Consider the following 11,725-nt stretch of genomic DNA (forward strand, 5'->3'; position numbering starts at 1 on the left):
GTTATGTGAATGGCCGCGGAGCCGCTGAAAACGCTGTTTTATCCGTTCGAGGCCGAGGCCCTCCCTCTGCCGCGAAAAGGCGCCCGCGTTCTGTTTCTCGGCGCCGAACCAGGCTTTCGTTTGCCTGACGGGTTCGATGCGGCGCTGCATCTCGTGCAAGGCTTTCGACCGCATTTTCGCACCCTGCAGGCGGCCGGCTGCACGGTCACGCCGCGGGCGGAAGGCTCCGGCTTCGATGCCGCCCTGGTTCTCGCCGGGCGCCATCGCGGCCAGAACGAGCTGCGCATCGCCGAAGCTCTTGAGCGTGTCGCGCCAGGCGGGCTGATCGTCGTTGCCGGCGGCAAGGACGATGGCATCGACAGCCTGCGCAAACGCATCAATATTTTGGTGGCGCTCGAAGGTCATCTGCCAAAGCATCACGGTGTCGCCTTCTGGTTCCGCCAGGCCGGAAAGGAGGCGGCCGAGGCGCTTCGGGCCGCCAATCCCGATCTGATCGTGGAAGAGCGCTTTCGAACCGCGCCCGGCATGTTTTCGTTCGATCGCGTCGACGCCGGTTCGAAGCTCCTGGCGGAACGCCTGCCTGACGGTTTGACGGGCAATCTCGCCGATTTCTGCGCCGGCTGGGGCTATCTGGCGGCGGAAGTCGCGGAACGCTCGCCGGGCCTTTCCGGCCTCGACCTCTACGAAGCAGATTTCGAAGCGCTGGAAGCAGCCAGGCTCAATGTCCGCAATGCCGTCGAGCCGCGTTTCTTCTGGGCCGATCTGCTCACCGAAACCGTTGAGCGGCGCTATGACGCCATCGTCATGAACCCGCCCTTTCACAGTGGCCGGGCGGCCGAGCCCGGTATCGGCGCCGGCATGATCCATGCTGCATCTAGGGCGCTGAAGTCGGGCGGGCGTCTGCTCATGGTCGCCAACCGGCAATTGCCCTATGAACAGGTGCTGGCGGCCGCCTTTTCCAGCCATGCCGAGATTGCCCGCGACGGCATGTTCAAGGTGTTTTCGGCGCGACGGTAAAAGCAGCGCAGCGGTTTTCCGTCCGCAACTGAATATCGACGATCTGAACCGGGGATTATTGCAGGCTGACGAGGCGTGCGGGCTCGCGAGTGCCGTAGGCGGCGCGCGCCTGTCCAAGTTGGATCTTGAGCGGCGCCGGCCGGCCGAACAGATAGCCCTGCACCACCTCGCAGCCCGCTGCCCTCAGCAGCGTCGCCTGGTTCTCGGTTTCGACGCCTTCGGCGATGATGCCGACGCCGAGCGCCCGCGACAGACCGACGATTGTCGAGACCACCGCGCCGGAGCTGGCGTCGGTGTCGATGCGACTGACGAAGGAACGATCGATCTTCAGCTTCCCGAACGAGAAATCGATCAGGTAGCTCAGGTTCGAATAGCCGGTGCCGAAATCGTCGACGGCGACCGAGATGCCCATGTCGGCGAGCTGCTGCAGGATGACGGCCGCACGGTCGCGATCCTGCATCATCGCCGTCTCGGTGACTTCGAGCTCCAGCCGCGACGGCTTGATGCCGGTCGATGCCATCGTTTCGCGCACGATACCGACGAAGTCCTTGGTCATGAACTGGACCGGCGAGATGTTGACGGCGACGAAGCAATCTTCCGGCAGATACTGGGCGTCGCTGCAGGCCTTGCGCAACACCCATTCGCCGATCGGATTGATCATGCCGGTTTCCTCGGCGATCGGGATGAACTCCATCGGCGGGATCATGCCGCGTTCCGGGTGCTTCCAGCGGATCAGCGCTTCGTAGCCGACGACGCGGCCGCTCGGCAGGTCGAATTGCGGCTGGTAATGGAGATTGAAGTCGCCGCGGTCGAAGGCGGTTTTCAGCTCGGATTCGATCCATTGCCGATAGTCCGCCACCCGCCCCATATCGGCATGGAAGACCGACCAGTTGCCGATGCCGCTTGCGCGCGCATTCTGCAGCGCCAGGTTCGAGCGACGGAGGATGAGCACCGGATCGACGCCGTCCTTCGGCATTGCCACGATGCCCATGGACATGCTGACGGACTGCAGGTGCGTCTGGAGCTGGTAGGGCTCCGTCATCTGGTTGATGAGCTTGTCGAGGGATCGCTCAAGCGATCCCCGGATCTCGCGGTCAGGCAGCAGCACGGCGAATTCGCCGGCGCCGATGCGCCCGATCACCGCGCCCTCGGGCATGTTGTCCCTCAATCTCTTGGTGAAGGCTCGGATCAGTTCATCGCCAAGGCTGTAACCGATGGCATCGTTGATCTGCTTGAAGCGGTCGATGTCGATATCGATCAGGTAGACCGGCTCGCCGGTTCGGATCGTGTCCGACGCGGCCGCGGCGATCCTGCCGACCATGGCCGGGCGCGACAGCAGGCCGGTCAGCTTGTCGAAATGCGTTTCCTTGAAGACATAATCGGCCGATTCATCGATGCCCGCGAAGAAGGAGAGCGCGGCACCGCCGGCGGAAAGGGCGCAGAGCGCGGCGATGACGCCCGCCATCGTCTCCGCCGGCATGCCGGCCAGACCATCGCCGAATCCGAACCGCAGCCCCCAGAGTCCGAGGATAAAACTGCCCATGCCCGAGCTGGCCACGGTGATCAGCCGGAACAGCGGCGTCCGCCTCGGATTGCTGACTGCGGTCATGCAAGGCCCCCAGATTGCAGGACCTTCTAGCGGATATCTCCTTAAAATGAGTTTCCGCCAATGCGCGCAATTTTACTGGAAAGGACTGTTTTCAATAGCGAACTATTCGCGGCCGCCATCGGTCTGCTTCAGTTCCTCGAGCGCCGGCATGGAGACGATGTGGTAGCCGGAATCGACATAGTGGATCTCGCCTGTAACCCCCGAGGACAGATCTGAGAGCAGGTACAGCGCCGACCCGCCGACCTCGTCGATGGTCACTGTGCGCCGCAGCGGCGAATTGCGTTGCTGATAGGAGAACATGTGGCGGGCGTCGGAAACGCCGGAGCCGGCGAGCGTCCGCACCGGCCCCGCCGAGATGCCGTTCACCCGGATGCCGCGTGGGCCGTAGTCATTGGCGAGATAGCGCACGCTTGCCTCGAGCCCGGCCTTGGCGACGCCCATCACATTGTAGTTCGGCATGACCCGAACCGACCCGGCATAGGTCAGCGTGATCATCGAGCCGCCGTTCGTCATCAGCGCGGCGGCATTGCGTGCAACCTCGGTGAAGGAATAGCAGGAGATCACCATGGTGCGCACGAAGTTGTCGCGGCTGGTGTCGGCGTAGAGGCCCTTGAGCTCGTTCTTATCGGAAAAGCCGATGGCATGGACGACGAAATCCAGCCCGCCCCAGGCCTCGCCGAGCGTCTCGAAGGTCGCGGTGACCGAGGCGCTGTCCTCGACGTCGCAAGGCACGACGAGCGAAGCGCCGAGCCTCTCGGCAAGCGGCTTGACCCGCCGTCCGAATGCGTCGCCCTGGTAGGTGAAGGCAAGCTCCGCCCCGTGCTCGGACAGTTTTTTGGCGATGCCCCAGGCGATCGAATGATCGTTGGCGACCCCCATGACAAGCCCGCGCTTGCCCTTCATCAGCCCGTCCATAAAAGGCAATCCTTATGCGGAATAGCGCTGGAAAATCAGCGTTGCGTTGGTGCCACCGAAACCGAAGGAATTGGACAAAACGGTGTCGATCCTGGCGTTGTCGATGCGCTTGCGCACGATCGGCATGCCCTCGAACTCCGGATCGAGCTCCTCGATATGGGCGCTCTCGCCAATGAAGCCGCCCTGCATCATCAGGATCGAATAGATCGATTCCTGGACGCCGGCAGCACCCAGCGAATGGCCGGTGAGGGACTTGGTCGAGGTGATGAACGGCATCTTGTCGCCGAATACTTCGCGGATGGCGCCCATTTCCTTGGAATCGCCGACCGGCGTCGAGGTGCCGTGCGTGTTGATGTAGTCGACCGGAGAAGACACCGTGGCAAGCGCCTGCCGCATGCAGCGCACAGCGCCTTCTCCCGAAGGAGCAACCATGTCGTAGCCGTCGGAGGTCGCGCCGTAGCCAACGATCTCGGCATAGATCTTGGCGCCGCGCGCCTTGGCGTGCTCCAGCTCCTCCAGCACCAGAACGCCCGCGCCGCCGGCGATGACGAAGCCGTCGCGGTTGACGTCATACGCACGGGAAGCAGTCGATGCTTTGTCATTGAATTTCGACGACATGGCGCCCATGGCGTCGAACAGGTCCGACATCGTCCAGTCGAGATCCTCGTGGCCGCCGGCGAACATCATGTCCTGCTTGCCCCACTGGATCAGCTCATAGGCATTGCCGATGCAGTGCGCCGAGGTCGAGCAGGCCGACGAGATCGAATAGTTGACGCCGTGGATCTTGAACCAGGTGGCCAAAGTGGCCGAAGCGGTCGACGACATCGCCTTCGGCACCGCGAATGGACCGATGCGCTTCGGGCTGCCGTTCTTGAGTGTCGTTTCGGCGGCCTCGACGATGGTCCTGGTCGACGGTCCGCCGGAGCCCATGACGATGCCTGTGCGGTCATTGGTGATGTCGCTTTCGCCGAGCCCGGCGTCCGCGATGGCCTGATCCATGGCGACATGGTTCCAGGCCGCACCTTGGCTCAGGAAACGCATGGCGCGGCGGTCGATCATCGGCGACGGGTCGAGTGTCGGCGCACCCCATACCTGGCATCGGAAGCCGTGCTCAGCGAAGGAATTGGAAAAGCTGATGCCGGACTTGGCATCGTAAAGCGAGGCCTGCACCTCATTGGCGTTGTTGCCGATCGACGACACAATGCCGAGGCCTGTCACTACGACCCGTCTCATTCACAACTCCTTCCGGCGCACTTGGCGAAAACCTAGTCGGTTTTCGCCTTCGATCATACGCAAAATAAACTGCCGCGGCGGCTTCGCGCATCCGCCGGACACGCGAGGCCTCGTGGCGAAAAGCGATCAGGCGGCCGACTGCTTGGACAGGCCGACCTTCAGATCCGTTGCCGCGTATATGGGTTCGCCATCCGCCTTGAGCCAGCCATCGGCGATGCCGAGCACGAGGCGGCCGCGCATCACGCGCTTGAAGTCGACGCCGTATTCGACCTTCTTGACCGACGGCGTCACCATGCCTTTGAACTTCACTTCGCCGGTCGACAGCGCCATGCCCTTGCCCGGCTCGCCGAGCCAGCCGAGATAGAAGCCGGTCAATTGCCACATGGCGTCGAGGCCCAGGCAGCCCGGCATGATCGGATTGCCGATGAAATGGCAGGCGAAAAACCAAAGATCCGGCTTGATGTCGAATTCGGCGCGGATGAAACCCTTGTCGAAGGCGCCGCCGGTCTCGCTGATCTCGGTGATGCGGTCGAACATCAGCATCGGCGGGTAGGGCAGCTGGGCGTTTCCCGGTCCGAACAGCTCGCCGCGGGCGCAGGCAAGCAGTTCTTCGTAATCGTAACTGGACTTTTGACCCGCCATTGACTCCGTCCCCGTTTTCGTTCCGGGCGGCAGGGCGCCCTCGGTCGTTGGTTTCCTAACACACTCTGTTTGTGGCCGGAAACCGGCGTTTGCGCTTAACCCGTGCGCCTGCCTGGGTCAATGCGCGCTATTGATCGCATTTGGACGACAGAATATATGTCGGGAGGTGTCCAGTTTTTGGCGATGACGTCTTTTTGCCATTCTGGACCTGTCTATGGGGCTGGGCCACGGGCTTCGACGGGATAGATGGATTCGGACTGCCGGAAGGAAAATGTCGCTGTGGACAAGCGGGTTCGCGAAGCCGGCCTGAGGCCGACGCGTCAGCGTATCGCGCTGGCCGATCTGCTTTTCGCCAAGGGCGACCGTCATCTCTCGGCCGAGGAACTGCATGAAGAGGCGATCGCCGCCGGCGTGCCGGTTTCGCTAGCGACCGTCTACAATGCGCTGCACCAGTTCACCGAGGCCGGGCTGCTGCGCATCCTCGCCGTCGAAGGGTCCAAGACCTATTTCGACACCAACACGTCCGATCACCATCATTTCTATGTCGAGGGCGAGAACCGGATCTTCGACATCGCCAGCGGTCCGGTGAGCGTCTCCAACCTGCCGGAGCCTCCGGAAGGCATGGAGATAGCCAATGTCGACATCGTCGTGAGGCTGCGCCCCAAGCGCCGCGATTGATCCGCGCGATGCGGTCCCTCGATCTGACGATCCGGCTGGAATGGGTCGCCGCCGCCGCGGCCGCAATCGTCTTCTACAAAATGACCGGTGTCTCGTGGTGGCTGTTTGCGCTGCTCATCCTGGTGCCGGACCTGTCGATGCTGGGCTATCTCGCCGGGCCGCAGATCGGTGCGATTGCCTATAATGCCCTGCACATCCTGATTGCCCCGCTCGTCCTTGCGCTCGCCGGCGTCCTGTTTGGCGGTCCGGTCACGACGGCGGTGGCGCTCGTCTGGATCGTGCATATCGCCATCGACCGCGCCCTTGGCTACGGTTTGAAGCTATCCACCGGTTTTCAGGATACGCATCTCGGCCGCATCGGGCGCGACCGGGGCAAGCTCAGTTCTTGACCTTCTCGCCCGGATAGGCGCCCCAGACCTGCGACTGGGCGATCCAGCCAGTATGGCCGTCGAAGGTCATCTCGCACCACTGACCGTCGCACTTCTTGATCGAGCCCATGACGCCCGGCTCGAGGATGGCGACGACGCCGGCATCCTTGTCGGGGTCATCGAGCAGATTGATTCGGCCGCCCTTGCTGCGCTGCCACGGAGCGACGATCGCCGTGCGACGGCCCGAAAGCAGTGACTGGTTGATCCAGCCCTCGGAGCCGTCCGCGTCCCGCACACGACGCCAGGTGTCGAATTCCTGGATGATTTCCATCGGCAGCCCGGCCTTCATGTACATCCAGTCGACCGAATAATTGGCGCCTGGGCCGACGCGCGAGTTGACGCGGCCCGATTTCAGGCTGACGAAACGCGGCAGTGGCAAGCCGCTCGGCCCCAAGGTCACTGTCTGTGCCGGCGTGGCCGCGCCCTGCGCGGACGCCTGCGGAGCACAAAGCAAAGCGCCGAGGACGGCTGCGCTGAAAGCCAGGCGAAGCGACGCGAAACCAGACACCTTGTTCCTTTCGGCGCCGTTCCGTAGGGATGAGCGCCCCTTTTTCTTTGTCTTCGGCGGCACCGCTTGTTACAGGAGTGGGCTGATGCCGCGATCGGCTACAAGTTTCGCCGGTCTTGGTTAAAGAGGTCTCAACGAGATCGGTTTCGAGGAAGCTTCGGGGATAAAATGGCAGGCAAAAAACGGCCCCTCGTCGTCATCACGCGCAAGCTGCCCGATCCGGTCGAAACCCGCATGCGCGAGCTGTTCGACGCGCGGCTCAATGTCGAGGACCGGCCGATGACCCAGCCGGAGCTGGTCGCGGCGGTCAAGGAAGCCGACGTGCTGGTCCCGACCATCACCGACCACATCGATGCCGCGCTGATCGCCCAGGCCGGCGAGAACCTGAAGCTGATCGCCAATTTCGGCAACGGCGTCGACAAGATCGATGTCGCGGCGGCTGCCAAGAAAGGCATCACCGTCACCAACACGCCGAATGTGCTCACCGAAGACACCGCCGACATGACCATGGCGCTGATGCTGGCAGTGCCGCGGCGGCTGGCCGAAGGCGCCAATGTGCTCACCGGCGAGAAGAAATGGGCCGGCTGGTCGCCGACCTGGATGCTCGGCCGTCGCATCTGGGGCAAGCGGCTCGGCATCGTCGGCATGGGCCGCATCGGCACGGCGGTCGCCAGGCGCGCCAAGGCGTTCGGCCTGTCGATCCACTACCACAACCGCCATCGCGTGCTGCCGGCGGTCGAGGACGAATTGGAAGCGACCTACTGGGAAAGCCTCGATCAGATGCTCGCCCGCATGGACATCATCTCGGTCAACTGCCCGTCGACGCCGGCGACCTTCCATCTGCTGTCCGCCCGGCGCCTGGCGCTGATGCAGCCGACCGCCTACATCGTCAACACCGCGCGCGGCGACATCATCGACGAGGAATCGCTGGTCAAGCTGATCCAGGACGGCAAGATCGCCGGCGCCGGCCTCGACGTCTACGAGCATGAGCCGGCGCTGAACAGCAAGCTGTTGCGGCTCGCCCACAAGGGCAAGGTCGTTCTCCTGCCGCATATGGGCTCGGCCACGCTCGAGGGCCGCATCGACATGGGCGAGAAGGTGATCATCAACATTCGCGCCTTTTTCGACGGCCACCGTCCGCCGGATCGCGTTCTGCCGCTCAGGACCTGAAATTCAGGCGGCGACGATGAGGGCGCCGTCTCCGGCGACTTTGACGATGCTGCCGCGATAGGCGTCGAACGCGCCGTGCCCAAGCCGCACCGCCATGGGCGTTTCCCAGCCCATCTCCCGGGCGACGATCAGTCCGAGCAAAAGGATGGCGTCTGGCTCATGCAGCACCAGCGCCGCCGGCGCGCGGCCGTTGTGGACCAGCTCCATCAGCACCGCCGAAGCCGACGACGAGCCGATGGTGCCCGGCAGGAACAGCACGCGGCCGGAAACCGTCTCGCCATGCTGCGGGTGGCGGACATCGGCGATGCAGCCGGTCTTCGGGTCGACGCCGCCCCAGAAGCTGATCGGCGCCGTCAGCACCAGGGCTTCGCCTTCGCCGGCCTTGCCCGGCACCAGGATTTCGGTGGCGGCGCTCATGCGGCGATATCCGTGAAGCGCGGCTTGCCGACGATCGCGCTTTCGACGCAGTCGGCGAGCGAGGCATAGAGCACCGCATAGCCGGTGTTGCCGGGGGCGTAATGCGCGAACTTCCCCGAATTGGTCATCAGCACGCCGTTGCTGAGCTCCGGCATGATCGGCGTCACCACCACGCAGGTGTCGGCGACGATGACGACTCCGCTTGTTTCGAGCCGCTGCCGCCGGCCGTCCTGCTCCAGCGAGGCAAGCACGTGACGGCCGGTGCAGGCGTAGATCGGCACGGCGAGCCGCCTTTCGGCGATCAGCCGCTCCAGCATGTCGAACTCGGCATGCGACAGATGCGGGCTGCCGATCGCGACCGCGTCGATGGCTTTTGGCGCAGCCGCCGTCGACAGGCCGTCGCGCGCCTTCGCCACCATCTGCGGCGTGACGCGGATCGTCGCCTCCGGTTCCGGCCCGGCCAGAACGGTTTCCAAATCCGGAGCCTCGGGCGTGACCCCGGCAATGTGGAACAGGCCGACGGCGCCGGATGATGCCGCGGCAGCGCCGAACGCCTTCAGCGCATCTTCGCCGGGATGATTGGTTACGCCGGTGACGACGGCTATGGCATTGCCCACTTCACGGCCATAGAGGCTGCCCAGCACCGGCCAGGCGATCTCGGAAGCGAGAAAGGTCGCCGAGAGGCCAGAGACGTCGAATACCAGCCTTGCCCGCCTGTTCTCCGGGCGATGCAGGCCATAGTCCGGCGCCCGGCCGGTGATGGCACAGGCAATGTCGAGGAAGTCGCCATAGCGGTTCGTGCGGGCGCCCAGCACGGAGTTGCAGAACACCACGGCATTGGACTCACCCCAGGCGACGTCGCTGCCAAGCATTGGCCTGTGCCCGGCCTGATAGGGCGCGCAGGTCCAGCTCTGCTCGCAGCCGAGCCTGCGATAGGCCTCCATCATCCGCCGCGCCATGCCGCGCTGCGGCTCTTCCAGCCGGATACGCGAGCAGCCCATCAGGTCGAGCGCCCCGACATTGAGCGTCGAGCGCACCGCGACCCTGGCGCCGCCTTCGACCAGCCGCTCGGCGAACAGCGTGCCGGAATCGCCGTGATAGAGCGCGCCGTCTATATGCGCCGAGGCGATCGGGATCAGCCGCGGCGCCCCCAGCAGCCGCGCGCTCTCGGCGACGATGCGCATCGCCATGGCGGCGCCGTCCTTGCCGGCGACAATTGCCTGTTCTTCAGGGCTGAGCGCGAGGCTCAAGACAGCACCTTGCGCATGGTAATCGAAGTCGGCCGGTCATAGCCCTCATGCGCCGTGCGCCCGGTCTCGCGAAAGCCGAGCCGGGCGAAGGCCGCATGATTCTCAGTCAGTTCGATGCGCGTCTGCAGCTCGATGGTCTGCTTGCCGCGCCGGCGGGCAAGATCCTCGACAGCCTGCATCAGCCGCCCGCCTATCCCCCGCCCCTGCAGGCCGGGCTCGACGGCAAGCTTGCCGACATAGAAATCCTTCTCCCTCTCCAGCGCGAAGATGCAGCCGACGATCCGGCCGTTTTCCACGGCCAGGAAACCCGTCTCCTGCTCCGCCTTGCGCCTGAGGCTTTCCGGCGTCAGCCGATGCGCCGAGGATGGCGGGTCGATGACGCCGTCCATATAGGCGAAGGCGCGCCGGATCAGCGCCAGCAATTCGTCCCACTCCGCGAAGTCTGGCGGAAGCTTGGCGACAAGGGGAGCGGCCAACTGGTCCATGGGCTCAGACCGCCTTGTAGCGGACGGTGTCGAAGCGGGCGGTGAGCCCGTCATAAAGCAGCAGCCGGCCGACCAGCGGCTCGCCGATGCCGGCAATCAGCTTGATCGCTTCCATCGCCTCCAGCGTGCCGACGACGCCGGTCAGCGCGCCGACGATGCCGGCAACGGCGCAGGACGGCACCAGCCCTTCGGGCGGGGCTTCCGGGAAAAGGTCGCGGTAACCTGGATTGCGCTTGCCGTCGGCGCCGGTCTCGTACGGTTTCAGCACCGTCACCGAGCCGTCGAAGCGGCCGACGGCGGCGGTGACCAGAGGCTTGCTTTCCAGCGCGCACGCATCGGCCAGCGCATAGCGTGTCTCGAAATTGTCGGAACCGTCGACGACGACATCGTAGCGGGCGACGAGGGCAGGGGCGTTTTCCGCCGTCAGCCTGAGGCGATGCAACTCGACTTTGACGTTGGGATTGATGCGCATGATCGCTTCCCTTGCACTGTCGGTCTTCGCCATGCCGATCGTGTCGCTGCCATGGATCACCTGCCGCTGCAGGTTGGACAGTGAGACATCGTCGTCATCGACGATGCCGAGCGTGCCGACGCCGGCCGCGGCAAGATATTCAAGCACAGGCGCCCCCAGCCCGCCGGCGCCGATCACCAGCACCCGCGCCCGCTTCAGCTTCTGCTGGCCGGGGCCGCCGATTTCCGGCAGCACGATGTGGCGGGCATAGCGTTCGAGCTCTTCGTCGGTCAGGGCGGCATCGGTCATGGCTGGACCTTATAGCTGGTGCAAAGCCTTGTCATGTACGGGCAAGGCGAAGCCTTGTCCCGCAGGGCATGTACGGGCAAGGCGAAGCCTTGTCCCGCAGGGCAGGTACGGGCAAGGCGAAGCCTTGTCCCGCAGGGCAGGTACGGGCAAGGCGAAGCCTTGTCCCGCAGGGCAGGTACGGGCAAGGCGAAGCCTTGTCCCGCAGAGCAAGTACGGGCAAGGCGAAGCCTTGTCCCGAAGGCAAGCGCTGACGCCCACTGGGTTCCTCAAAAGGTTAGCCGGTCGGCCCGACACTGCCGTGGTCGACCGTCAGGAACTGCGCGCGTCCGGCGAGGCTGGAAAACAGCGCGGCGTCGGTGCCGGTCATGAAGGCCTGGCAGTTCAGCTCCTCGAGGATGGAGAACAAGGCGGCACGCCGTCCGCTGTCGAGATGCGCGGCGATCTCGTCGAGCAAAAGGACGGGCGTCAGACCTGACATCTCGCCGGTCAGCCTCGCATGCGACAGCACGATGCCGACCAAAAGCGCCTTCTGCTCGCCGGTCGAGCACAATTCGGCCGGCATCGACTTCGGCCGGTGACGCACCACGAGGTCCGAGCGATGCGGACCGTCGAG

Annotated in this window: 13 protein-coding genes and 1 pseudogene; 4 read left to right on the top strand and 10 right to left on the bottom strand. The window is 64.5% G+C overall.

Annotation, left to right across the window (positions count from 1 at the left end):
• The first annotated feature begins 9 nt into the window (after positions 1-9).
• Positions 10-1,017, top strand: a complete 1,008-nt coding sequence (locus EOA29_RS11940; protein WP_126090348.1) for a class I SAM-dependent methyltransferase — start codon at positions 10-12, stop codon at positions 1,015-1,017.
• A gap of 55 nt (positions 1,018-1,072) precedes the next feature.
• Here EOA29_RS11940 and EOA29_RS11945 read toward each other — a convergent pair whose 3' ends face one another.
• From EOA29_RS11945 to fabA, 4 genes are all read right to left on the bottom strand, one after another.
• Positions 1,073-2,626, bottom strand: coding sequence for a bifunctional diguanylate cyclase/phosphodiesterase (locus tag EOA29_RS11945; RefSeq protein ID WP_127220933.1), 1,554 nt, complete (start codon positions 2,624-2,626; stop codon positions 1,073-1,075).
• 102 nt (positions 2,627-2,728) lie between these two features.
• A complete protein-coding gene (fabI, locus tag EOA29_RS11950; protein WP_126090346.1) occupies positions 2,729-3,541 on the bottom strand; it encodes an enoyl-ACP reductase FabI in 813 nt (270 codons plus the stop codon).
• Positions 3,542-3,553: 12 nt separating this feature from the next.
• Positions 3,554-4,774, bottom strand: coding sequence for a beta-ketoacyl-ACP synthase I (gene fabB, locus EOA29_RS11955; RefSeq protein WP_126090345.1), 1,221 nt, complete (start codon positions 4,772-4,774; stop codon positions 3,554-3,556).
• Between the two features lie 126 nt (positions 4,775-4,900).
• Positions 4,901-5,416: a 3-hydroxyacyl-[acyl-carrier-protein] dehydratase FabA gene (gene fabA / locus EOA29_RS11960; RefSeq protein ID WP_027165888.1), complete on the bottom strand. Its 516-nt coding sequence runs from the start codon at positions 5,414-5,416 to the stop codon at positions 4,901-4,903.
• 246 nt (positions 5,417-5,662) lie between these two features.
• Here fabA and irrA point away from each other — a divergent pair, with 246 nt between their 5' ends.
• Complete coding sequence (irrA, locus tag EOA29_RS11965) at positions 5,663-6,094, top strand: iron response transcriptional regulator IrrA (protein WP_126090344.1); 432 nt, start codon at positions 5,663-5,665, stop codon at positions 6,092-6,094.
• An 8-nt stretch (positions 6,095-6,102) separates the two neighbouring features.
• Positions 6,103-6,483, top strand: coding sequence for a DUF4260 domain-containing protein (locus EOA29_RS11970; protein WP_126090343.1), 381 nt, complete (start codon positions 6,103-6,105; stop codon positions 6,481-6,483).
• On the opposite strand, the gene EOA29_RS11975 is transcribed toward EOA29_RS11970, so the two are convergent.
• Positions 6,473-7,030 carry an SH3 domain-containing protein gene (locus EOA29_RS11975; RefSeq protein WP_126090342.1) on the bottom strand — a complete coding sequence of 186 codons (558 nt, stop codon included), beginning with the start codon at positions 7,028-7,030 and terminating at the stop codon, positions 6,473-6,475. The genes EOA29_RS11970 and EOA29_RS11975 overlap by 11 nt on opposite strands.
• Positions 7,031-7,198: 168 nt before the next feature.
• Between EOA29_RS11975 and EOA29_RS11980 the strand changes: the two genes are divergently transcribed.
• A complete protein-coding gene (locus EOA29_RS11980) occupies positions 7,199-8,200 on the top strand; it encodes a D-glycerate dehydrogenase (protein WP_126090341.1) in 1,002 nt (333 codons plus the stop codon).
• 3 nt (positions 8,201-8,203) lie between these two features.
• On the opposite strand, the gene EOA29_RS11985 is transcribed toward EOA29_RS11980, so the two are convergent.
• The 5 genes and pseudogenes from EOA29_RS11985 to EOA29_RS12005 form a co-directional block, all read right to left on the bottom strand.
• Complete coding sequence (locus EOA29_RS11985) at positions 8,204-8,617, bottom strand: DUF126 domain-containing protein (protein ID WP_126090340.1); 414 nt, start codon at positions 8,615-8,617, stop codon at positions 8,204-8,206.
• Entirely contained in the window at positions 8,614-9,867 is a 1,254-nt protein-coding gene (locus tag EOA29_RS11990) for an aconitase X catalytic domain-containing protein (protein ID WP_126090339.1), read from the bottom strand. Before EOA29_RS11990 ends, EOA29_RS11985 begins: the two co-directional genes overlap by 4 nt.
• Complete coding sequence (locus tag EOA29_RS11995) at positions 9,864-10,352, bottom strand: GNAT family N-acetyltransferase (protein ID WP_126090338.1); 489 nt, start codon at positions 10,350-10,352, stop codon at positions 9,864-9,866. Before EOA29_RS11995 ends, EOA29_RS11990 begins: the two co-directional genes overlap by 4 nt.
• Before the next feature lie 4 nt (positions 10,353-10,356).
• A complete protein-coding gene (locus EOA29_RS12000) occupies positions 10,357-11,112 on the bottom strand; it encodes a molybdopterin-synthase adenylyltransferase MoeB (protein ID WP_126090337.1) in 756 nt (251 codons plus the stop codon).
• Between the two features lie 274 nt (positions 11,113-11,386).
• Positions 11,387-11,725, bottom strand: a pseudogene (locus tag EOA29_RS12005) (DNA replication and repair protein RecF); the annotation flags it as partial.

Origin of the sequence: Mesorhizobium sp. M1E.F.Ca.ET.063.01.1.1, from assembly GCF_003998155.1 — a bacterium.
Classification (GTDB): domain Bacteria; phylum Pseudomonadota; class Alphaproteobacteria; order Rhizobiales; family Rhizobiaceae; genus Mesorhizobium.

Coding starts and splice junctions, on each gene's coding strand:
- EOA29_RS11940 (WP_126090348.1), top strand. CDS start 10: ATGGCCGCGGAGCCGCTGAAAACGCTGTTTTATCCGTTCGAGGCCGAG.
- EOA29_RS11945 (WP_127220933.1), bottom strand. CDS start 2,626: ATGACCGCAGTCAGCAATCCGAGGCGGACGCCGCTGTTCCGGCTGATC.
- fabI (WP_126090346.1), bottom strand. CDS start 3,541: ATGGACGGGCTGATGAAGGGCAAGCGCGGGCTTGTCATGGGGGTCGCC.
- fabB (WP_126090345.1), bottom strand. CDS start 4,774: ATGAGACGGGTCGTAGTGACAGGCCTCGGCATTGTGTCGTCGATCGGC.
- fabA (WP_027165888.1), bottom strand. CDS start 5,416: ATGGCGGGTCAAAAGTCCAGTTACGATTACGAAGAACTGCTTGCCTGC.
- irrA (WP_126090344.1), top strand. CDS start 5,663: ATGGATTCGGACTGCCGGAAGGAAAATGTCGCTGTGGACAAGCGGGTT.
- EOA29_RS11970 (WP_126090343.1), top strand. CDS start 6,103: ATGCGGTCCCTCGATCTGACGATCCGGCTGGAATGGGTCGCCGCCGCC.
- EOA29_RS11980 (WP_126090341.1), top strand. CDS start 7,199: ATGGCAGGCAAAAAACGGCCCCTCGTCGTCATCACGCGCAAGCTGCCC.
- EOA29_RS11985 (WP_126090340.1), bottom strand. CDS start 8,617: ATGAGCGCCGCCACCGAAATCCTGGTGCCGGGCAAGGCCGGCGAAGGC.
- EOA29_RS11995 (WP_126090338.1), bottom strand. CDS start 10,352: ATGGACCAGTTGGCCGCTCCCCTTGTCGCCAAGCTTCCGCCAGACTTC.
- EOA29_RS12000 (WP_126090337.1), bottom strand. CDS start 11,112: ATGACCGATGCCGCCCTGACCGACGAAGAGCTCGAACGCTATGCCCGC.